Raw genomic sequence first — 23072 nt, forward strand, 5'->3', positions numbered from 1 at the left:
CTGGAGGTCATGGGAGGAGATGGATTACAGCTGCACGCGTTATGGCGTTTGCTCCATTAAGAGTGCGTAAAAAGATGCTCTAACCTTTTTTCAATCTCAGCGACCTCTTCGACGCGAAAGATGGCCAGTACATAGCGATCGGGGCGGATAAGCCAATAATGGTCTCTGTGTTTGCGTAGCCACTCCACATGCTCGCTATTCACCAGACAATTCTGATTCTCTCCCTCCAGTTGCTTCACCTCCTGCCGCTGGTTAAGAGCATAGAGGCAGATGCGTCGCACATTCATGCGTTGCCAGAAAGGTCTTTCCAACCATACAAGAGATTTTTCTTCTCTATTATAGAGTGTGAGGAGGGCAAAACCAGGGCCCAGTACCTCATCTAACATTCTGTGCTCTCCTTGCATAGTGATGATCTCTGGCTGCGGCACCAATCTCCCCACCCATTTCTGCGCGGTGGAGAGCACCAGTCCATGTGTATAGCCTGTATGCGGCTTGATCTTTAGCTCGCTCACGTTCTGGTAGAGCCAGGGGCACTTTTGGAGTGTGAGAAAAAAACGATCGCGTAGCCAGGCGATCCCAGGGTTTCCAGTCATGATAAGCCGACCCAGCAGGGTTGAGAAGAGGATCATCTGCTTGACATGTGGGAGCCGCTCCTGCTGATAGCTTGCGAGAATGTGAGAGGTGGCGCTTCGTTGCTGAATGAGCCCAAACTTCCAGCACAGGTTGGCTGCATCTCTGAACCCACTATTCATGCCCTGTCCCCCAAAGGGGGGCATCATATGGGCGGCATCTCCAAGTAAAAAGACTCTACCAACCTGCAATCGCTCCGCTACCGCACTCTGAAATGTATAGATTGCCTGACGCTGAATGGTCAGGGTGGATACATGGAGCTGTGTACTCTGGTGCCGCTCACAGGTCTGCTTAAGCAGTTTGATAAGCTTTTCCTGCTGGTCTATGAACTCATCTGGAAACAGCATAAGCTCCCAGCGTCTTCTTCCATTTGGGGCGGAGACGGCGACAACTGGTCGAGATGGCTGACAGAAGAAATGAATGGCAGGCTCTCCTGGTTCGCTCTCGACTCCATCAATAACCAGCCAGCGCTGATTGTGCGAGCTTTTTTCTCGGGTTGACTTACCTGATCGTTTGCCTGACCCGAAGCCTGGAAAGAGAGGAGTGGAGAGGGGGATCGCCAGAGACTGGCGAATGGTACTGCGCCCACCATCACAGGCAAGTACATAATCTGCAACAAAGAGGGTTTCAGGTTGAGAAGGGGTCTTGACGATTACCTGCACTTGCTCATCATTTTGTACGACTGAACAGACGGTATGCTCAAAGTGAAGCTGCACATGGGGAAAACGGGTCAGACCTATAGACAGGGTTTCCTCTAAGTCTGGTTGATGAAATGTGGAGATAGAGGGAAAGCCATTGGGTTGTTCAGTGGGTGCGATACATGCCAGAACATGTCTATGCGAGAGATAGAGCGCTGGAAGATTGAGATTCATCTGCTCCATGAGGAGTTTGTGCAGGCCTGCCATCTGACAACAACGGAGCCCTTCATCATCGATGCTGATGGCCCGGGGTTCTAGCGTTAAACCACTCCGCCGCTCAAGAACGATGGTCTCGATCTTCAGTTGCCCCAATAGATTGGCCGCTAATAGGCCCGTGGGACCAGCGCCGACGATGATGATACGCATAAAAGATGTCTCCACTCGCTAAGCGTTACTCTCGAAATCTACGCAGGGCCAGACCTACATTGATGCCTCCCAGACCTCTACCACCCAGCAGAACTGTATCTGGCAGCCTTTCTCCATCTCGCGACCTGATTGCTTGAGCCTCTCCTCTGATGACATTCAGTTCATAGCGCTCGTCAAGCTGCTCACAATTGAATGTAGGAGGAATTTGACCATGCTTGAGAGCCAGAAAGGCGATAATGGCATCCAGAGCTCCGGCGGCGGCATAGGCATGGCCAAAGAGAGTCCTTGGGACACTAACGGGTATCTGTGGAAGCTGGGAGCCAAAGAGCCTGCTCAGGGCATTGTGCTCTCCCTGATCGGAGGGGATGCTAGCCCGACCATCCAGGCTGAGATAGGCCAGATCAGGCGCTTCAATCAGTTCAGCCTGAAGTGCCTGACAGAGAGCTTGCGCATACCGCGCCCCATCTCTACCAGGAGCCTGCAATCCTAACGCATCATTGCTCTGTCCATAGCCAATAATCTCGCCGTAGATCGGGGCTCCACGCGCTAAAGCATGTTCATATTCTTCTAGAATGCAGATGCCAGCCCCTTCAGCAAGAATAAGACCCTGCGCTCTCCGATCAAACGGACGGTAGCCAGCCAGATCTGTACTGGTTACACAATGCCCCTGCTGCGCGAGAATAAGCAGCACAAAAGGATGCAAAAAGGCCTCACAGCCCCCTGCGATCATTACATCTGCCGTTCCACGAAGAATAGCTCGATATGCCAATCCAAGAGCATCCAGTCCTCCTACCGTATCGTTGACAGGCGTCTTACAATAGCCCTGCACGCCATAATGGATCGCTGCCTGTCCCACTGTCGAAACATGCAACCAGGCAATCGCAGTATAGGCACTCATAAAGCGTGGCCCCCGTGTATAGAGATTTTGCAACTGCTTGAGCACGTAGTCCACACCCCCCATAGTGTTGGCAATGGAGAGACCTATACACGCTCGATTCTCCTGTTCAAATACCAGCCGAGCATCCTCCAGTGCCTCATGGATGGCAGCAAAGGCAAAATGCGTCATTCGATCGGTCCGCTGAACTAATTTTGACGTGAGATGATCCTGGGCCACAAAATCTCTCACCAGGCCTGCCACCTGAAGCGAACCAATCGAGCTCTCTTGAAGAAGGCTCATTCCTGAGCGTCCTGTAAGTAACGCATCCCAGAACTTCTTCTGCCCAATTCCATTGGGAGCAACAACACCTAGACCCGTTACGACCACCCTTCTGCTTCCCCCCCGTCTTCTCATAGCTGTCCCCAATCAGCCCGCGCCAGTAAGAGAGCACTATTGACGCCTCCAAATCCACTTGAGTGGGTTAAAGCAACGGAGATATTCGCCTCACGGGCAACGTTGGGGACATAATCCAGATCACAACAGGGATCTGATACCTCTTGATTAATGGTTGGGGGGATGATCTGTCGTTCAAGAGCCATGGCAGTAATCAGTGTCTCGATAGCACTGGCAGCTCCCTGCGTATGCCCAATCAATGACTTCGTGGCACTGATTGGAATGGTAGAGGCACATTCGCCAAAGATGGCTTTATAGGCCAGCGTCTCAGCCCGCTCGTTCGTTGGAGTAGAGCTACCATGCGAATTAATGTACTCAATCGCTCTGGGCGAAAGATTGCTCGTGCTGGTGATCGCTCTGATGAGAGCCTGGAGAGGCTGGCCAGCTTCTGGCAAAGAGGTCATATGATGGGCATTGCTGTTGCTGGCAAAGGCCAGGATCTCCGCATAGATATGCGCCCCACGCTCCAACGCCTGCTCCCGTTCTTCCAGAAGCAAGACGGCAGCCCCTTCAGCCATGACAAAGCCGTCCCGCAAGCGATCATAGGGACGTGAAGCCTGTGTCGGCTGATCATTAAAGTGAGTGCTGAGCGCTCCCATCACACAAAAGACATCCAGCACACCATAACAGATTGCAGCATCGGTTCCTCCTGCCAGCATCCGTTCAGCTCGCCCCTCCTGAATGGTCCAGAAAGCCTCGCCCAATGCGTCAGCCCCCGCAGAGCAACCGGTCGCTAAGACCAGACAAGGACCGTAAAGGGCGTAATGAGCTGCAATACTACTGGCTCCGGCATGCGCTAAAAGCAGGCTGGCAGGAAGATGAAAAGAAGGATCAAGGGTGGGCTCCTGCGTGCCCCTATTGGTCAGACGCTCCCAAACGTGTTCGCCTGCCTCCAGACAAGAAAGTGCTGTTCCTAAATACACTCCCATCTGCTCACGCTCAGCTGAGGTAAGCCTCCCAGAGAGGCCGCTATCTTGTAAGGCAAGTTCAGAGGCTGCCAGCGCAAACTGCGCCGCTCGATCCAGATGGGTGATCTCAGCCGTGGTAAGACCATACTGCAATGGATCAAAATCGCTTACCTCACCGGCCACCTGAGAGGGGAGGTGACCGGCATCGAAACGCGTGATACGCCCGACTCCCGATTGACCGGCCAGACAAGCCTGCCAGAACGCTTCTTTTCCCTGTCCATTCGGAGCAATCACTCCCAGGCCACTAATGACTACTCTCCGTTTTGGCTGTCGCCGTCGATCGTCAACACTGAGTACATGCTCAGTCATGCGCCCCTTCCTCACACCCCCTACCATCCTTCTCTTCTCGTCTGAATACTACTGCAATTGCTTGAGAGGACTGCGACGCTGATTTCTTGTAAGCAAGAATGCTTCAATCAATGGCGTAACTGTCTCTGCTCGTGAATACATGAAAAAACGCTCTCGTCCAGAGACAACATGATAACTGGCGCAATTTGGCAGATGCTTCGCCAGCCAGCGCGTTTTTGCCTCAGGGGCCAGCGCATCATCAGCACGATTAATGACTAAGATGGGCATCGTCAATCCTGACAGACGTTTACGAATGTTAAAAAAATGAATAATCGGTAACACCGAAAATTTATAGACGGCTGGCCATTGGGAGATCTTCGCAAACTGCTCCTCCAGCAGATGACGAGGCAGCGCTGGCCGCGTTCGGTTGTCATGATCATGCGAGAGAATATAATTGATGACAGCCGTACGCAGAAAACTTGCAGGCAATACATATTCCACAGGAAGACGAATATACAGCTCGTGCAGCCACCAGATCAGTGGATGCGGCGCAATCCGATAATCTGCTCCCTGGGCAATAATCGTCAACGATCGACAGCGCTGAGGATAGCGTAGCGCAAATTCAAAAAGAACCATTGCAGCATCTCCATGAGCCACCAGGTCAACCTGATCTAATTCCAGGCCATCCAGGACCTGTCGCAACTCCTCAGCTCGCTCGGACAGGCCAAAGAAGGTCTTACGCCGCTCCTGACGTCGGTAAAGAAGCACTCTCCGGCTGCGACTGAGCACCTGCATCTGGCGCGCATACACAAACTCTAGATGCTCAAGAATGGGCACAAAGACCACTGGCACCCCTCGCCCGATATCAATCACTGGCAGCTCCGCGCTCCCAAGAGGCGTCTGATGCCAGAGTGATTCAATATACTGCACATCATTATGAAATGTCACATCATTAATCCAGGGGTCTAGCTGCTTGCTCAATGGAGGCCTCCCTTAGTATTGATCAGGTGTGGCTCACTTAAATTACCTCTGCTACCCGTCTTTTTGAAAGTTCATACCTCTTTCTCATGTTTTGAGCCATCGCTCTTTCCAGAACCTGGGCAGAGTCTCTGCTATTCAAGCGTTGAAAACGAATCAAAACAGGAATAAATTGCCTGACTTCTCTCTTATAGTATAATTTATAGAAGCAAAAGTAAGAGCGCTGTTGGCACGCACAATCACGCTGACCAGAATATCTATCTCTTTCATAATACGCTTTATTGGCAATGGAGGTAAGACCTCCCTAACCGAAAGTCATGGAGAGGTGCCAGAAGACTTATGGATGATGCCCCGGTACAAGAAACCAGACTGGAAAGTCTGGTGAAACAATGGGTAGACGCGTTTAATACACAGAACACACGAGCGCTTGTAGCTCTCTATACTCCTGATGCCGTACTCTTTGATACAGGCATGAGATCGGCGCGTCGGGGACAACAGGAGATTTCAATCTGGTTTACACGACGCTTCCGCACGCTGTCCAATCTCTGTTACACACCAACTGGGCCCCTTTTACAGACCGAAGCACAGGGTGCGCTTCCCTGGCGTGTTCAAGGACAGGGCCCTTCTCTCTTTGGACAACGATGGCCTGGCCGTTCCTTCCAGGTCGATGGTCTTAGCCTCTTTACATTCAAAGCTGATTTGATCCATCAGCAACGAGGCTATTACGATCACCTTTCAGTCATTGAACAACTTTTACCATTCACACACGCTCCTCTCTCTCTCTTAAGACTATAAGAATACATATGCAACAGATGAAGCGACCCTGCCTCTTCAAAAGAGATCATAAAATGAGTCTCTCTTTTGAAGAGGCAGGGTCGCTTCAGGTGAAAAAACTAGGCTTTGGAGAGCGTTCCACCCAGGTACAGATGACTGATCTCTGGATTATCGAGGAGCGCGGCTGGCTCGCCCTCCAGGCGAACGCGGCCACTCTCCATCACGACCCCATGATGAGCAATACCAAAACCTGTACGCACGTTCTGTTCAACCAGTACGATGGTCTTCCCCAATTCTTGCATCACTTTGATCATTTCAAAGATCTGTTTCCGCGTCTTTGGGTCGAGGCCCATCGATGGTTCATCTAACAAAATGAGCTGAGGATCAAGCATCAAAGAGCGCGCAAACTCAACCATGCGCTGCTGGCCACCAGAGAGGCTGCCAGCTTTCTCTTCGGAGCGCTCCGCAATCAATGGAAACAGGGCCTCAATCTCCTGTAGACGCTTACGGACCAGGGCCTTATCGTTGATGAGATATGCACCCAGGCGAACATTCTCCCGAATGGTCATGTCCACAAAGAGACTGTGTTCCTGTGGTACCTGTGCAAGACCGGACGCAAGGATCTTGCGTGGCGTCAGTCCCACCAGAGATTTTCCGTTATAGATAATTGTGCCCTGGCGAGGCTTAAGCAGACCGCTGACGGCCCGCAAGATCGTCGATTTCCCCGCTCCGTTAGGGCCAACGATACAGGTAATGCTCCCCTTCTCAATTTTGAGATCAACCCCCTGTAAGACGTCGCCTCCACCATAACCGGCAAAAACATTCTCTAATTCTAGTATCATCTGTTAATCTCCCAGGTAGGCCTCAAGGACGGCAGGATTGTTCCGCACTTCGCCGGGTGATCCTTCAGCAATATTCGTGCCGCGATGAAAGACTGTGATCTTGTCGCAGATCCCCATCACAAACTCCATATTGTGTTCGACAATTAAGAAGGTAATTCCCTGCTCCTGATTCAGAACACGGATGCGCTCTCCAATATGGTTAATCATGCTGGGATTCACGCCACCCGCAGGCTCATCCAGGAGAATAATCTTTGGATCGGCAATCAGGATCAGGGCAAATTCCAGTAATTTTCGCTGACCATAAGAAAGCTCTCCCGCCAGATGCTCTTGCAAGTCATCCAGGCCTACAAAATGTAAGAGCTCAACGGCGCGGCGCTGCTCCTGGCCTGTACTCCAACGACTGAAGAAGCTCCCTAATCCCTTGCGTTGCGTGGCAACATGCATGTTCTCGATAACGCTTAAACGTGGAAAGATGCGCGTCAACTGAAACGTTCTGCCTAACCCTGTGCGAAAAACTTTATCGGGCGCAATAGGACGATCTTTTGTGACGATAATCTCCCCTGGCAAGTGAATGGAACCAGCATCAATTCGCTCATACCCGGTAATGGCATTGAAAAGGGTCGTTTTCCCCGAACCATTTGGTCCAATCAGACCAGTGATCGAGCCTTGCTCCACCTGTAAAGAGCAACCTTCCAGGGCATGAATCCCCCCAAAAGATTTTGAGACATCAAAGACTTCTAAAACATTCCCCATCGTGTTACTCCCTCCCCGCTGTCGTGCTCTCCACAAGTCTGGACTCTGGCAAGGTGGTGGGGCGCTGTGCTTTTCCTGCTTTGCGCCACTGTGTCCATAAACGGGATACGCCTGGAATAATGCCTTCCGGCAGGTACAGGAGCACAAGCAAGAGCAGGACACCATACAGGATAATATCAATCCCAGTCGCGCTAAAGTTCTGTAACAGAACCTGATGCAATGGCTCCAGAATTAAAGCTCCTAACACTGGACCGGATAAGGTTCCTACGCCACCAATAAAGGCCATCAAAGCAGGTGCAGTGCCAAATACAGGTGTGAACGCCGCTGGTGGGCCAATCAACCCATCGAAATAGATATTGAGTGCACCTATTGCACCCGCAAAAAAGGCTGAGATCACAAAGGCGCTTAATTTGTAGATCCCCGTCTTGACACCAAGTCCTAACGCCCGGTCCTCATCCTCACGGATCGCCAGCAAGCCCAGACCGTACTTTGATGTACGAATCCACCAGGAGACCAGTAAAGATGCAATTAACAGCGCAAATCCCATATAGTAGAAAGGCACACTATAGAAATCAAAGCGCCATGGCGCTCCTGGCAGGTTAATTCCAAAGCTCCCACCTGTGATCGCTGTCAGATTATATGCTAAGAGCTGAAAAATGAAGAGAGTTGCAATCGTAATGACAATGAACGTTGCCTTACGCGCATGCAGTGAGATCCAGCCAATTGGAATGGCAACGATGGCAGCAACCAATCCGCCTAGAGGCACCAACCAGAACGGATCATATCCGCCTTTCATATGCCAATACTGACAGAGCAGCGCCATGGTATAAGCCCCAAAGCCAAAGTAGGTTCCTCCACCAAGAGCCAGATAACCACTATAGCCTGAAAAGAGATTCCATCCCGTCGCCGCCGCCGCCGATGTCAGAGTGACAAATCCAATGGTCTCAAGGGTTGGATCAGGGAAAATCAGCGGGAAGACAGCCGCCAGGACAAAAAATACGCCCGCAATGATGAGCTTTAGTAACGTACTGGTTCTCATTGTTTCCTTCCTTCTACTCGTCCAAACAGGCCCTGCGGACGGAATAACAACAGAATGACCAGCAAGACATAAAAAACGGTACTTGACCAGACTGGCGACCAGATCACATCAGTGATATTGCTTACAATCAACATGACCATTGAAGCCAGAAAGGCCCCTTCCAGGCTCCCCATGCCTCCCAAAACAATAATAACAAGCAAGCGAGCAATCAGATCATATGAGCTGGAAGCATTAAACGCATTGGTCGTGCCATATGCAAGCCCACCAGCACAGGCGAGCGCAACGCCAATCCCAAAAGTCACCGCAGAGACCTTATCAACATCAATACCAATCAGAGCTGCCGCCGTCCGATTTTGCATTGACGCTCTCAAGCTCTGCCCAAACCGTGTTCGATAGACAATAAAATAGAGCCCGGCCAATAAGACCACGCTCAGGAGAAAACAGAAGAGATAAATATAAGGAAGATAGAAGAAACCGAGGTTAATTGAGGCATCCACATACCACTCCTGGATATGTACGGGAGTGGCCGTATAGATGAGATTGAGCAGCCCTTCGGCCACCTGAGCAACGGCATACATGACCAGAATCGAGAGCGCCAGGCGGTTCACCTTTAATTGACGCACAAAGGCCCACTGAATAAGATAGCCAATGCCAAACATCACTGGCATCGTAATGAGAAGGCCAAGAAAGGGATCAAGATGGAGCCACTGCACAACGGTGTAGCTCAGGTATGATCCGACAATCACCAGAATGCCCTGTGCCACATTGATCACATCCATCAGGCCAAAGATCAATGTAAGCCCGGACGACATCAGTGCATACACACTTCCGGTCAATACTCCTAGAATGATGGCTTGCACCAGCAACTTTAAAAGGTCAAGCGTCATGAAAAGCGTTCCTCTACTACCTAGAAGAGGAAGAACTGGTGCCAGTTCTTCCTCTCTCACATTATTCAAGGAGAGGGGCCTACCAGGAGAATCATCTTACAACGCTGCCACGTCTCTGAAAGAGCAACATATCAACGTCGAGCAACTCTTTCTCCCATAAGCCTGCGACTATGTTCCTACCAGGTTTTCTTTGGGTATTCAGGATTCGCCTGAGCCTCATTCGCAGGATAGACGGCCTGCAAATGTCCGCTTAACCACTGGAAAAGGAAGGGAATAGCCACTTTATTTGTGTGATCGGTCTCATCAAACTGAACAGGACCCTGAACCGTATCAAACGAAGCGCTCTTCAATACATCTTGAAGCTTTGCATTATCAAAGCTATTCGCTTTTTTCACTGCCTGTTCTAGAACCTGACCTGCGGCATACCCCTGAACGGTATCCGAAGCAATCTCATCAGCGGTACCACCATATTTCGCAACATAACTCTTGGTGAAGACATCGTTCTGATAGTTCTTAATCTGAGGATACCAGCCGCTATTGGGGACAAAGACTCCCTCTGCGGTATCAGCTCCACCTACGGCATCCAGGAAAGCCTTGCCCTCATCAGGGCCACCCGTGGCAATCAAGGCTTTGGGATTATAGTGCTGCTGCTTAAAGGCTTTAATAAAGGCTCCAGCCTCAGCAGAGCTGCCCGAGCCCAGGACGACAATATCCGCCTTCGAATTGACAACCTGCTGTGCCATTGGCGTGTAATCCGTTGTCTCCTCAGGATATGATCCACCCGCGTCAAGAACAACCTTCAATTTATCGCCAATCTCCGCTTTGGAAAATGCCAGCTGCTGAGTAGCAAAAGGAGACTGCGAACCCATAAAGGCAACCGTCTGGGGCTTCTGATCTGCTGGCAGAGAGAGAACATATTGATCAAAACTACTCAAATAGCTTTTGATGGGCAAAGAGATACCAAATACATTGTGCTTATTATCATCTTTTTCAGCAGCAGTGATCTTGCCCGTCAGTCCACCAGGGCTGATATAGGCATACCCATAACGATCAGCCGTCTCAAAACCTGGAATGGCCAGTCCTGTGATAACTTCACCTAGCACAAGCGAATCTTTGTGATTATGAATCAAGGTATTGATATTTGTCGTGACCTGCGCTGGCGTCCCACCATCATCCAGAATATCAATCTTGATCTGCTTACCCAGTAATCCACCACTCTTATTGATATTATCTGCCCACAATTCATACCCTTTTTTTAGACCAAGGCCACTATCAGAAAAATCACCCTTTAACGAAAGGCTAGCGCCAATGGTGATGGTATCCTGGGTTGAATCACTACTTGTCCCACAAGCACTGACTCCGGCAAGAACTAGCAGCGTCACAGTAAGTAGAGAGAGAACTTTACTGATCCTGACAACCGGATTAACCGACACTTGCATCCTCCTTCATTGAGCATGGTGCAGAAAAAAGATCCGTCACAACACCATGCACACGGTCAAAAGCGATCAGACAGAGGCTCAAACATCAATAAAATGCCTTCTGTCTGGTCAAAAATAGGGCGGGAGGCGATCTGGTTTAGCTTAAGAGACAGCACGCGTCAACTTCAACGGAGATGCCTTAAAACTGGAGCTTTTATACTTATGAGTAGAGCTGATCCCTCTCACTCTTCATTGAGAAGAGATCGCCATCAGTTGCGGAATGGCCTACGATACAGGCAACAACCTTGATACGTTCCGAAGGATACCTCGCAAGTACTATCTGAACAACCTACAGGTATGCGTGAATCGCCAATTGGCACTATTATAGCTAGCTTACTCTTTTTAAAGTAACTCCACATATACTCCCGTAAACACTTTAACAGAAACTTGAACTATAATCAAGACTATCAATCATTGAATACTGGCATATACATATGCAACACGTCGATAAAAATTCCCTCTATTTGCTTATCTCATTGCTTGAACAGGCTTGAAAAGCACAAAGAGTGGAGACCAATTCTCTCTCTGCTTCTAGACTAAAACTCTTTCCGTATCTCTTCGTTCTCGCATTTTCGAGCGCAATCCTTATCCTGCCGCTTAAAGAAATTTGCCAATCATTGATGGTACAAACGTCTTATTCGTCATAGAAGCGTAGCGATTTATACCTATCATGAGTGAGGCTATTCTAGCTTTTCTTCAATATCTTTTTGAATTTAGGAGTTTTAGTTATATAACACTAGATTAATTTTCATTTTGATGAAGATAAGGTATACTACAGCAAATAACTCGTTCCTATTTTTGCACTATTCTGTCAATAAATTGGTATAAACCAATTTAGCAGGCTATCACCCTATACTGACATGAAGTCATACATTCAAGTCATAGATGCTCTAAGAAAGGGTTGATGCAGACATGGTCAGCTTCATTAAAAATATCCCGATCTTTCGCCGTCTCTCGATTCTCTTTACTGTGGCGGCTTTGATTCCGGGCATGATTATTGTCCTTTTAGGGAACTATTACCTTACCAGCCTGGGGCAACGTGGAGATGCAGTTCAACTCAGCTTCAAGGCTCAAGAATTGGCAAGTACAGAACAGGTGACGCTCCAGCGCATGAACGCTCTTCTGAATACGCGTTTCTCTCAGGTATTTGCGCTCGGCGATCCTGTTCTCCATGGCGATACAGCTCTCAATGCAAATGCTCAGATTAATGTCTCTGAGTTGGATGCACTGGCTCTCGATGCAGAACAAGGGATCAGTAATTATCACGATTATTATCTCATCAATAGCGCTCCACAGATGCAATCGATTCGTCGGATCATTGAAAGCGACGCCGATCCTACTATTATTACCTCGCAACAAACTGCGTTTAATCATGTTCAGGGGAAAGATTGGCAGGATTACAAAACCCATCAACAGCTCGTTCTGACCGATCTCAATGAGGCAAATCCTAATTACAGTAAGAGTTACAATGACCTCTACGAGGCCAATCGCTCTTTTTTAACGCTTAAAAATAACTGGCAACAGGTGGTTGACCAGACAACTCAGATGGGTGGGACGGTCACAACCGTTGGCCCCTCTCTACAGAACCCACTCTATATTTCGACGGGTCTGGCTTTTCTCTTTGTGCTTCTGCTCATTATCTTTACCAGTGTTGTGGTCAATACAACTATTTCAAATCCCCTGGTGCAGCTCTCCAATCTAACCAAACGTATCTCGGCTGGTGATACCAGTGAGCGTGCTCATGTGAGTGGGCGAGACGAGATTTCGTCAGTTGCCAATTCGCTCAATACAATGCTGGATCATATCGTCCGTCTGGCTCAAGAAGCGCAGGATCGCCATACGGCTCTGCTCAGTCAGATCGAAAAGATGGTCAATGAGGTCAGTGGGGTGGCCGAAGGCGATCTTCGCATTCAGGCTGAGGTGACTACTGATGAACTTGGTGTCCTGGCCGATTCATTTAATTTTATGACTGAAGAGCTCAGTAATCTGGTTGTACGCGTAAAGTCGCTGGCTCACGATGTGGAGAATGCAACCTCTCAATCCTACCAACATATGGATCAGTTAGTACAGGGAGCTGGTCTTCAGATCCAGCAGATTAACTCGGCTACCAGTGAGGTGGGGACGATGACTACCGCTAGCAAACAGGTTGCCGAACGTGCCCATATCCTGGCGGCGGTGGCTCAAGAGGCCAGTCAAACAGCTCAGGACGGGCGCACTGCTGTTCAACAGACGGTTGAAGGAATCGATCGCATTGGCACCAATGTTCGTGCAACGTCTGAAAAGGTTCATCTCCTCGGTGAACGCTCACGCGAGATTAATGATATCGTCAAGGTCATCTCCAATATCGCTTATCAGACGAACCGACTGGCACTCGATGCGGCTATTCAAGCGGCGATGGCTGGTGAGAATGGAAAAGGCTTTGGCGCGGTTGCGTCTGATATCCGGCGGCTCGCCGAACGTTCAAAAGAACAGACGCTGATGATTAATCAGATTGTTCAGAATGTATTGGAGGATATTACTGCCGCTGCCAACGCGATGCAGGATACAGAGCGCGAAACCTCTACTGGTATGAAGCTTATCGAGGAGGCCGGACAAGCTCTAGAATCTATCTTCTCTGTTGTAGAGCATCAAGCCACTGAGGTTCTCGCTATTAACCAGGTCGCAATCCAGCAGCTTCAAACCTCTAATACGGTTGTTCAGACGATGAAACAGATCACTGAGACAACTCAGAATAATAGCCAGAAAACATATGCAACCGCGCAACAATTAGAGCAGACTGCCAATATAGCTCATGAGTTGCTCTCTTCGGTTGAGGTCTTTAAATTGCGCGAGGAGACCCGGTTTGACTATCCTTCTATCGCTCCACAGAACTCTCCAGTCGAACAGTTGACGTTCAGTGGTCGCTTCCAGGCCTTACCAGCTCCCGCTCAGGGTCAAGGGAACTTTACGACTTCCAATGGCTTTGGCTCGAATCCTGCCACTTCTAATGGCTTTGGCTCGAATCCTGCCGCTTTTCACCAGCAGGGTGGCTATACGTTTGCTCCATCACCGGAGCCTATCCAGAGTCCTTCGCCATTTTATCCGCCCAATACGTATCCTTACCCCACTCCACCACAGCAGGGAAGCCCCATCCGTACTGGATCGAAGGATAAACCTTCACAAGTTGATTGGCAACAACACTGGACACAGGAACGTTAGCTGATCATTGTGTCTCTCTCCTTTAAGGTGAGATGTGAGGCAGAAAAAAGCACATTATTTTCACGCTGAGGAGAGAGAGCCAGGTTCGATGAATACGAAACATGTTGAGAATGCTTTCTATTACCACTCTTTTCAAACTCAAAAAGAATGCTATAGTAGCAGTTGTATGATAAGAGCTCTCCGCTTGCTCATTAGAGTTTCTATAGCTACTTTGTTTTTGTAAAAGAGGATTGTTATGCAGATACAGATACCTGAGAGTTGGCACGAACATCTCGATGCCGAGATTAGTAAACCCTATTTCACTCAATTGGCCCAGTTTGTCGATACCGAACGCCAACATTCGACTGTCTTTCCCCCTGAAGAGCAGGTCTTTTCTTCATTACGTATCACTCCTTATGAAAAGGTCAATGTCCTCTTGTTGGGACAGGACCCATACCATGATGATAACCAGGCACATGGACTCTGTTTCTCTGTCCAACCAGGAATTAAACCACCCCCTTCTCTGGTGAATATGTATAAGGAGCTCCGTGAGGATCTGGGCTACAGCATTCCCAATCATGGCTACCTTGTTCCCTGGGCGGAACAGGGAATCCTCATGCTCAATGCGGTTCTGACGGTACGTGCTCATACACCGAATTCCCACAAAAATCACGGTTGGGAGACTTTTACGGATCAGGTGATTCGTGTGGTCAATGCAAAATCTGATCCAGTGGTCTTTGTACTCTGGGGCGGTTATGCACAGAAAAAGGTGGGCTTGATTGACACAAGTCGCCATACTATCATTCAATCAGCTCATCCTTCTCCCCTCTCGGCACGCAATGGTTTCTTTGGCAGCCGTCCATTCTCAAAGATCAATGAAGCACTCAAAAAAGCAGGCAAACCCGAAATCAATTGGCAGCTTCCAAATCTCTAATTCACTCTTCAGGTAGCATCTACGCATCTATGATGAGTAGAGAAGGACCCGCGTAAGATTGGTCAGGGGCGGTGAGTTTATCACCGCCTCCTCTTATTCCCTGTAGAGACCCTATCAGAGGGTGAGGTTTACATCCCTTCAATCGGTGAATGGTGACTATGTAGAGCGTGAGGTCCCCATCCAATCCTCTCCAAAATATCGTACCATGGCAAAGAGGCAATTATCTCTCCTGAATATAAGGATCAGCAGCAACGGAAAAAGTTCTCTAGACAGATCCGGAATTGCTCCAACATCCTTACAAAAGGACATTATCTTCTATACATCTAAGAAAGTTTGTCAATGGTATGAGAACAGCACATAAAGGTTTCTGGATTCTTCTGGCTACTATTCTGGGCTCCAGCATGGCGTTTATTGATTCTAATGTGGTCAATGTCGCTCTGCCACGGTTACAGGTCGATCTAGCGGCCTCTGTCGCGAATGTACAGTGGGTGGTCGAAGCATATGCTCTTTTTCTGGGTTCGCTCTTGCTCGTGGGAGGTGCGTTGGGCGATCGCTTTGGCCGTAAGCGCATCTTTGCGCTGGGTATCTTGCTCTTTGCTCTGGCATCAATCGCCTGTGGCTTTGCTCAGACCATTGGACAGCTTATCACAGCTCGTGCTGTCCAGGGCATCGGCGGCGCATTGCTTACACCGGGGAGCCTGGCCATTATTCGCGCTTCCTTCGATGAGTCCAGAAGAGGACGAGCCATTGGGCTCTGGTCGGGCTTCTCGTCAATTACCTCTGCATTAGGGCCCGTCATTGGAGGCTGGCTCGTTCAATATGCCTCATGGCGCTGGGTCTTCTTTATCAATATCCCACTGGCGGCTCTGGTCCTGATTATTATCTATCTGCGTGTCCCTGAAAGTCGCAATGAACAGGCCACCCACCGGCTGGATAGTGCTGGTGCCCTCCTGGTGACGCTCGGCCTGGGAAGTCTGGTCTTTGGGCTGATTGAAGCCAATACACACGGTCTCTTTGATCCAATGATAGTGCTCTATCTGGGTATCGGCCTGCTCGCATGCTGCGCTTTTCTCTACGTCGAATACCGAAGCCCTGCGGCTATGCTCCCTTTACACTTGTTCCGCTCACGTACATTTGCAGGCACAAATCTGTTAACGCTCTTTCTCTATGCGGCTCTGGGGGCTGCCCTCTTCTTTCTTCCCTTTAATCTCATTAGCGTTCAACATTATCCACCAACCGCTGCTGGAGCCTCTCTGCTTCCATTTACGTTGCTGATGTTCTCGCTCTCACGCTGGTCAGGTGGCCTGGTCACACGCTATGGTTCACGGCTGCCGTTGGTAGTTGGACCGCTTATTGTAGCGGTTGGGTATCTGCTGATGGCCCTCCCTGGAACCGAAGGGAGCTATTGGACAACCTTTTTTCCGGCCATTGTTGTGCTGGGATTGGGTATGTCAATTACCGTCGCGCCCCTTACAACGACTGTGATGGGAGCTGTCGAGGACAGCTATGCTGGCGCTGCCTCGGGCGTCAATAATGCGGTGGCTCGTGTGGCAGGCTTATTGGCTATTGCGATCTTTGGTATCGTTGTACAATCGGTCTTTGATCAGGTACTCACCCAACAGCTTCAACACCTTCCTCTCTCTGCCGACCTTACACATTTGATTGAACTCGAACGGACAAAACTGGTGGGGATTGAGCTGCCTCACACTATTACTCCTGCACTAAAACAGCAGCTAGAGCAACGTATTGCTGGCTCTTTTGTCAGTAGCTTTCGTGTGGTGATGCTCTGTTCAGCCTTTCTGGCGCTGATCAGTTCTCTCTGTGCCTGGCTGACAGTTCCAGGTCCATTGCGACCAACTGCTACACTGGAAGAGCAAGAATGTGGAGATAATGCCTGTACACTCTCTGCACAGCAGCATGTGCATTAATCTATTTTTTCAACTGGGTGTGGCTATATATCTTGCACTATCATTGTAGATCTATGGAGGTTTTTTATGTCCACAAAATACCATACGCCCTTGATCCTGGCTCTGGATATCGGTACATCCTCGACACGCGCGATTCTCTTTGATGGCACCGGGACCACGATTGACGGAATGAGCTCACAGCATACCTATCCACTCCAGACCTCGGTCGCTGGAGAGGCTTCGGTCGATGCAGATACGCTGGTTGGTGTCGTGGCTCAAACAATTACGGAGGTTTTACAGAAGGCTGGCACTCAGGCAAAAGAGATTGCAGCGGTCGCGATGGATACGTTCTGGCATAGCCTGCTGGGGGTTGACGCTTCCAATCGCCCTGTGACCCCTGTGATCACCTGGGAAGATACGCGCCCATTTAGTGCTGCCATGGAACTTCGCCAACAATTGAATGAAAAATCAACCCATGATCGTGTAGGTGTTCGCTTCCACGCCAGTTACTGGCCAGCTAAACTCCGCTGGTTGCACAAAGAGCAGCCAGAGCTCTTCCAGAAGGTTACTCAATGGATCTCATTTGGCGAGTATCTTCATCGCTGCTTTCTTGGTCGCTCGATCTGTAGCCTCTCTATGGCCTCGGCAACCGGTCTGCTGAACTCATCTACCCAGCAATGGGATCACGAGCTCACAGATTTTTTAGAACTTCACGATAAGCAATTACCAGAGTTAGGCGATAGCCACGATGGCTTAACCGGCCTGACAGGGTCATATGCCTCATCCTGGCCCGTCTTACATCAGGTCCCCTGGTATCCTGCCCTTGGCGATGGCGCAACGGCCTGCATTGGCTCTGGCTGTGCAACACCAACCAACTGGTCCTTAACGATGGGGACGTCCAGTGCCATCCGTGTTGTTGGAGTAGCTACGAATGTTGTACCACCATTGGGTCTCTGGCGCTATCTTGTCGATGCCAGACGGCCAGTGATTGGGGGAGCCTTGAGTGAAGGCGGTAATCTGATTGCATGGATGGATAACAGTCTTCAATTGCCACCCATCAAAGAGATTGAACCACTGATCAAAGATCTGGCCCCCGATAGCCATGGTCTGACCATCCTTCCGTTTCTATCCGGTGAACGTAGTCTTGGCTGGCATGCGGATGCTCGTATGACGGTCGCAGGGATCTCCAATCATACGACGCCAGCAGAATTGATGCGAGCTGGTATGGAGGCCCTTGGCTATCGCCTCTATACAATTCACGAAGAGCTACGCTCGCTTCTCACTATGGGGCTGACCGATCATAAGCTGATTGCCAGTGGTGGAGCTCTGTTAAGCTCACCTACGCTCCAGGGCATTGTTGCGGATACGCTCAATACGGCAATCTATCCTTCGATTGAACACGAAGCTTCAGCTCGCGGAGCAGCCCTCTTAGCGCTGGAGGCTCTTGGTGTGATCAAAGATGTTGCAGAGATTGCCCCAACTATTCATGAGCCAGTCCAGCCCAATGCTAACCGCACGGCGCTCTATCAGAAAGCTGCTGCACGTCAGCAGCAACTCTATCAGCTCCTCTTGCCTGCATAATAGCTCTTGCAGAATGCGCTATTTTTTCTCTCTGGTATACTAAAAGAAAGGAATGGAGGTTCACACAGCGTTGTGTGGACCTCCTTCTTGATCAGACTAGCTAGTACTCGCGACTGACCACTGGATTACGAATCGTTCCCACACGCTCGATCTCAACCTCAACCAGATCGCCGGCCTTTAGATAGATCGGGGGCTTACGCGCAAAACCAACTCCCGCTGGCGTCCCCGTCGAGATAATATCGCCCGGAACCAGTGTCATAAATGTACTGATAAAAGCAATACAACGGGCAACCGAAAAGATCATCTGCTCTGTGGTTCCATTCTGTACTGTCTCGCCATTAATTCTTGTCCAGACGCGCAGTTGTTGGGGATTCTGGATTTCAGAGGCAGGCACGATCCCAGGCCCCATCGGGCCAAAGGTATCAATGGCCTTCCCAGGCATCCACTGGCTGGTCCGCATCTGCCAATCACGGGCACTCACATCATTCATAATGGTATAACCAGCGACGTACTGGAGCGCCTCTGCCTCGCTCACATCTTTGCAGGTCTGACCAATAATGACCGCCAGTTCCGCCTCATAATCAATCTCTGTACTAAAACCCGGGAGAATAATCTGACTGAAAGGTCCCGTCAATGAATTGCGATATTTGGGGAAGAGGACAGGCACTTGCGGAATAGCAAGCTGAGACTCCTCTGCATGATCGGCATAGTTTAAGCCCACACAGATAATTTTATCTGGATCAGGGATCGGCGCACCCAGTTCGACCTCGTCTACAGAAGCAAATTCCTGCTCACTGGCTTCAAATAGCTGATGAGCATGGGCAAGAACCTTCTCCAATGCAGCCTGGCCCGCCTCTAATAAGGTCTTGACTGTCGGAGCCTGTTCACCATATAAGTAAACAGCGCTGGCTGCAATAATTCGGCCCTCTAGCTCAAAGCCTGCCTGCCAGGGAGCATCGGGTGCTGTGCGATAGGTAATAAGACGCATAAAATAGAGCTCCTCTTCAATTTTTCCTGGTTGGAGAGATACGTATACTATGTCTTCACAAAAGCAGTCATTTATCTCTTTCCAAATTATAAACGGAACAAAGAGAAATTACAGCCCTTCTTGCCTCTCTCTGGCGGTACCTTACTCGTTGAGGGCATAACAAAGGGCCACAGCTTCTCATACAAGAAACTGCGGCCCTTTTCTTCTGTTTGCGAACTGGCTTAGCCCACGCTACCAGACATCTCCAACTGGATCAGGCGGTTCAACTCAACCGCATACTCCATGGGGAGCTCTTTGGTGATTGGCTCAATAAAGCCATTGACGATCAACGAATAGGCTTCGGACTCATCCAGACCACGGCTCATCAGGTAGAAGAGCTGATCCTCACCAACCTTGGAGACAGTGGCCTCGTGACCAATCTCGGTCTCGTTGTTCTCCACGCGAATCGTTGGATAGGTATCGGTTCGAGCATCCTCATCAAGCAAGAGAGCATCACAACGGACGCTGGACTTGGTGTGGTGCGCATCAGGATTGATGCGGATCAGTCCACGATAGGAGGCGCGACCGGTCCCTTTCGAGACGGACTTCGAGAGGATCTGCGAGGTAGTATGTGGGGCCAGATGGGTAATCTTAGCGCCAGCATCCTGGTGCATCCCATCATTCGCAAAGGCGACTGACAGAACATCACCGCGTGCACCTGGCTCCATCAATAAGACGGCTGGATACTTCATCGTGACCTTCGAGCCCAGATTGCCATCAACCCATTCCATCGTGGCGTCGCGATATGCAGCGGCACGCTTGGTCACGAGATTGTAGACATTCTTCGACCAGTTCTGAATCGTCGTATAGCGGACGCGTGCGCCCTCCATCACTTTAATCTCGACGACTGCGCTATGCAGGCTATCGCTGCTATAGCTAGGAGCGGTACAGCCCTCAACATAGTGAACATAGGAGCCAGGCTCGGCGATGATCAAAGTACGCTCGAACTGCCCCATATTCTGAGCATTAATGCGGAAGTAGGCCTGCAATGGAATCTCAACGCGCACGTTACGAGGGACGTAGACAAAGCTACCACCGCTCCAGACTGCGCTATTGAGCGAGGAGAACTTATTATCGGAAGGTGGGATGATTGTGCCAATATGCTCTCGCACCAGATCGGGGTACTCGCGCATAGCGGTATCCATATCGGTAAAGATGACACCCAGCTTCTCCAGGTCCTCACGAACTTTATGGTAGACGGCCTCACTCTCATACTGAGCAGTGACACCGGCAAGATATTTCTGTTCAGCCTGTGGAATACCCAGGCGATCAAAGGTATCTTTAATTTCAGAGGGGATCTCATCCCAGTTCTTACCCTGCTGGGCCACTGGCTTGATATAGTAGTAGATATTATCAAAATCAATGCCAGAGAGATCTGCGCCCCAGGTTGGCATTGGGCGTTTCTCAAAGAGATCCAGGCTCTTGAGGCGGAACTGGCGCATCCAGCTAGGCTCGCCCTTCATCTCTGAGATCTGCTCGACGACCTTTCTGGTCAGTCCTCTCTGAGACTTAAATGCATAGTTTTCGGGTACATGGAACCCAGCACTATACGTACCCTGTTCCAGTTCAAATGCCTGACTCATGTCTTACCCCACTTGTTGGCTAGGTTCTAACGGATCAGGAGCCGAAAACCGGTGGTCTTCTTAATCCTTACTCCGTGACTCGGATTTAATGGTATTATAGGTGTTTTGATCACGCTTGTCAAGATTTTACCAGAGAGGCCCTGGAATTATGACCTCTTTTCCTTGCATTTCCTTGAGATTTTTGTTAGAATATCAATGTTCCAGGAGCGTATTTGACGCACCTGCCGGTTTCACTCACAAGCGCCCATAGCTCAGTGGATAGAGCAACCGCCTTCTAAGCGGTTGGCCGCTGGTTCGATCCCAGCTGGGCGCGCCCTCTAACCGCCACCTCGCTGCAAAGAGAGGTGGCGCTTTGTTCTTCTATACATACTTAGCATGGATATATCTGTTCATCTTCTCCTCCATAACCCATAATAACCTCTTCTTATTCACAAGCTAAAACTCTTGAATGCTTCTTGACAATGCGTAGCCAAAAGGCTACTATAAAACAGGTAAACAAATGACTACTAAAAAATAGTACCTGAATAACTACTATAGAATCAATCGGAGAAAGGCTTTATGAGAAGGATCTTTCACAACCGGGCGGTAGCTGTACTGGCGGCTTCTCAGTCTGTCAGTGGTATTGGCAACTGGATTACGATGCTGTCTCTCTTTTCTATTATCGTCTTCTACGGACATGGCAGTGTGCTCCAGACAAGCGGTGTTCTCCTGGCTGGTTATGCTCCTATGATTCTATGTAGCCCACTTGCTGGTTGGCTCTGCGATCGCTTTAATCGCAAATGGATTATGATCGCCAGCGAGGTATGCTCGGGTCTGGCGGTTGTAGGGATTATCTTGAGCCGTCGACTGGAGTTGATCTATGCCCTTCTGGTACTCCAATCTGCAAGTAGTTCATTCTTGCCACCGGCGACGCAGTCTGCTCTTCCAACTGTGGTCGAGAAAACAGAGCTGACGCAGGCCAACGCGCTCCTCCAACAGATCTCAAGTGGCATTAAGATCGGAGCGCCTCTGCTGGCAGGCTTTCTCCTCTCTTTTCTGAGTCCACAGCAGGCTATGATCCTGGATGTGATCTCGTATGCGCTCTCAGCTCTTATTCTCAGTACGCTTCCTGCCCTCCCACCTCAACGGGCGCAACAGACCAGCGCTACCGAGAATGGAGAGACTCTCCCAACACCAGGAATGCGCGTCTTTCTACCTCAACTGGTCATTTTATTTGTGATGACCTTTTTCCTGGTTCTGATCCTGGGTTGTTTTGATCTCTTAGCACCGACCTTTATTCGCGATACCTTGAAGCAGCAGGCCTCCACGTTCGGTCTACTCATCGCCTGCGTAGGCCTGGGGGCGGTTATCGGCTCGCTCTGGTTACTGGTACGCAAAGGTAAACCTCACTATTGGCGTGATATTATTCTGGGCGTCATTCTGCTGACAATGTTGCCTGGAGCGACTGTACTTGCCTCTTTTGCTCCCGCTCCTCTGCTGGCACTCATGATTATGGTGATTGGTTGTCTGGTGGGTGGGGTGGGTCAGGGCTTCAGTCTGGTGCAGAGTGGAACGCTTCTACAACTGCTGGCTCCTGGTACAATGCTGGGGCGCGTCAGTGGAATCTTTCAGAGTACGATGGCTGTAGCCCAGCTCATCTGTCTGCTCGGCATCCCCTGGATTGTTCCAATCTATCTCTCCATTACGGCCATTTTCTTGATCTCTGCCATCGCAATGGCTCTCTTGACAGTTATTACTATACTGATCCTATATCGAGACCGTGTTCGTTCGCAGCTCATACCATCACAGGATGAGGTGGACCCAATCAGTCTATCTCAGATGTAACCTGGTGA

At 49.8% G+C, this 23072-nt stretch carries 17 protein-coding genes and 1 tRNA gene; 7 read left to right on the plus strand and 11 right to left on the minus strand.

What is annotated here, in order from left to right:
• Window positions 1-56: 56 nt before the first annotated feature.
• The 4 genes from EL628_RS17965 to EL628_RS17980 are packed head-to-tail and all read right to left on the minus strand — an operon-like array spanning window position 57 to window position 5261.
• Window positions 57-1694 carry an FAD-dependent monooxygenase gene (locus EL628_RS17965; RefSeq protein WP_126581287.1) on the minus strand — a complete coding sequence of 546 codons (1638 nt, stop codon included), beginning with the start codon at window positions 1692-1694 and terminating at the stop codon, window positions 57-59.
• Window positions 1695-1719: 25 nt separating this feature from the next.
• Window positions 1720-2958: a beta-ketoacyl-[acyl-carrier-protein] synthase family protein gene (locus EL628_RS17970; protein ID WP_161975582.1), complete on the minus strand. Its 1239-nt coding sequence runs from the start codon at window positions 2956-2958 to the stop codon at window positions 1720-1722.
• A 23-nt stretch (window positions 2959-2981) separates the two neighbouring features.
• Window positions 2982-4301, minus strand: a complete 1320-nt coding sequence (locus EL628_RS17975) for a beta-ketoacyl-[acyl-carrier-protein] synthase family protein (protein WP_161975583.1) — start codon at window positions 4299-4301, stop codon at window positions 2982-2984.
• Between the two features lie 48 nt (window positions 4302-4349).
• On the minus strand, window positions 4350-5261 hold the full coding sequence (locus tag EL628_RS17980; RefSeq protein ID WP_126581290.1) for an alpha/beta fold hydrolase: 912 nt from the start codon (window positions 5259-5261) through the stop codon (window positions 4350-4352).
• 336 nt (window positions 5262-5597) lie between these two features.
• On the opposite strand from EL628_RS17980, the gene EL628_RS17985 reads away from it, so the two are divergent.
• Entirely contained in the window at window positions 5598-6053 is a 456-nt protein-coding gene (locus EL628_RS17985) for a nuclear transport factor 2 family protein (RefSeq protein WP_126581291.1), read from the plus strand.
• A 98-nt stretch (window positions 6054-6151) separates the two neighbouring features.
• On the opposite strand, the gene EL628_RS17990 is transcribed toward EL628_RS17985, so the two are convergent.
• The 5 genes from EL628_RS17990 to EL628_RS18010 form a co-directional block, all read right to left on the minus strand.
• Window positions 6152-6874, minus strand: coding sequence for an ABC transporter ATP-binding protein (locus tag EL628_RS17990; protein ID WP_126581292.1), 723 nt, complete (start codon window positions 6872-6874; stop codon window positions 6152-6154).
• 3 nt (window positions 6875-6877) lie between these two features.
• Window positions 6878-7627: an ABC transporter ATP-binding protein gene (locus tag EL628_RS17995; protein WP_126581293.1), complete on the minus strand. Its 750-nt coding sequence runs from the start codon at window positions 7625-7627 to the stop codon at window positions 6878-6880.
• 4 nt (window positions 7628-7631) lie between these two features.
• The gene (locus EL628_RS18000) at window positions 7632-8666 is read right to left on the minus strand and encodes a branched-chain amino acid ABC transporter permease (RefSeq protein ID WP_126581294.1); all 1035 of its coding nucleotides are present in this window, start codon (window positions 8664-8666) and stop codon (window positions 7632-7634) included.
• Window positions 8663-9553: a branched-chain amino acid ABC transporter permease gene (locus EL628_RS18005; protein ID WP_126581295.1), complete on the minus strand. Its 891-nt coding sequence runs from the start codon at window positions 9551-9553 to the stop codon at window positions 8663-8665. The genes EL628_RS18000 and EL628_RS18005 overlap by 4 nt, the downstream gene beginning before the upstream one ends.
• A gap of 176 nt (window positions 9554-9729) precedes the next feature.
• Entirely contained in the window at window positions 9730-10986 is a 1257-nt protein-coding gene (locus tag EL628_RS18010) for an amino acid ABC transporter substrate-binding protein (RefSeq protein WP_161975584.1), read from the minus strand.
• A 957-nt stretch (window positions 10987-11943) separates the two neighbouring features.
• Here EL628_RS18010 and EL628_RS18015 point away from each other — a divergent pair.
• The 4 genes from EL628_RS18015 to EL628_RS18030 all read left to right on the plus strand — a co-directional run bounded on the left by EL628_RS18015 (window position 11944) and on the right by EL628_RS18030 (window position 18630).
• Window positions 11944-14229, plus strand: a complete 2286-nt coding sequence (locus EL628_RS18015) for a methyl-accepting chemotaxis protein (protein ID WP_126581297.1) — start codon at window positions 11944-11946, stop codon at window positions 14227-14229.
• A gap of 235 nt (window positions 14230-14464) precedes the next feature.
• Window positions 14465-15142: a uracil-DNA glycosylase gene (gene ung / locus EL628_RS18020; protein WP_126581298.1), complete on the plus strand. Its 678-nt coding sequence runs from the start codon at window positions 14465-14467 to the stop codon at window positions 15140-15142.
• A gap of 344 nt (window positions 15143-15486) precedes the next feature.
• Complete coding sequence (locus EL628_RS18025; protein ID WP_126581299.1) at window positions 15487-17070, plus strand: MFS transporter; 1584 nt, start codon at window positions 15487-15489, stop codon at window positions 17068-17070.
• Window positions 17071-17136: 66 nt separating this feature from the next.
• Window positions 17137-18630: a gluconokinase gene (locus EL628_RS18030; protein ID WP_126581300.1), complete on the plus strand. Its 1494-nt coding sequence runs from the start codon at window positions 17137-17139 to the stop codon at window positions 18628-18630.
• A 100-nt stretch (window positions 18631-18730) separates the two neighbouring features.
• Here EL628_RS18030 and EL628_RS18035 read toward each other — a convergent pair whose 3' ends face one another.
• Complete coding sequence (locus EL628_RS18035) at window positions 18731-19618, minus strand: fumarylacetoacetate hydrolase family protein (protein ID WP_126581301.1); 888 nt, start codon at window positions 19616-19618, stop codon at window positions 18731-18733.
• Between the two features lie 221 nt (window positions 19619-19839).
• Complete coding sequence (gene sufB / locus EL628_RS18040) at window positions 19840-21240, minus strand: Fe-S cluster assembly protein SufB (RefSeq protein WP_126581302.1); 1401 nt, start codon at window positions 21238-21240, stop codon at window positions 19840-19842.
• Between the two features lie 240 nt (window positions 21241-21480).
• Between sufB and EL628_RS18045 the strand changes: the two genes are divergently transcribed.
• Together EL628_RS18045 and EL628_RS18050 are read left to right on the plus strand one after the other, a co-directional pair.
• A tRNA-Arg gene (locus EL628_RS18045) sits at window positions 21481-21553 on the plus strand.
• A gap of 245 nt (window positions 21554-21798) precedes the next feature.
• A complete protein-coding gene (locus EL628_RS18050) occupies window positions 21799-23064 on the plus strand; it encodes an MFS transporter (protein WP_126581303.1) in 1266 nt (421 codons plus the stop codon).
• Window positions 23065-23072: the final 8 nt, after the last annotated feature.

The organism is Tengunoibacter tsumagoiensis (genome assembly GCF_003967535.1).
Taxonomy (GTDB): Bacteria; Chloroflexota; Ktedonobacteria; order Ktedonobacterales; family Ktedonobacteraceae; genus Tengunoibacter; species Tengunoibacter tsumagoiensis.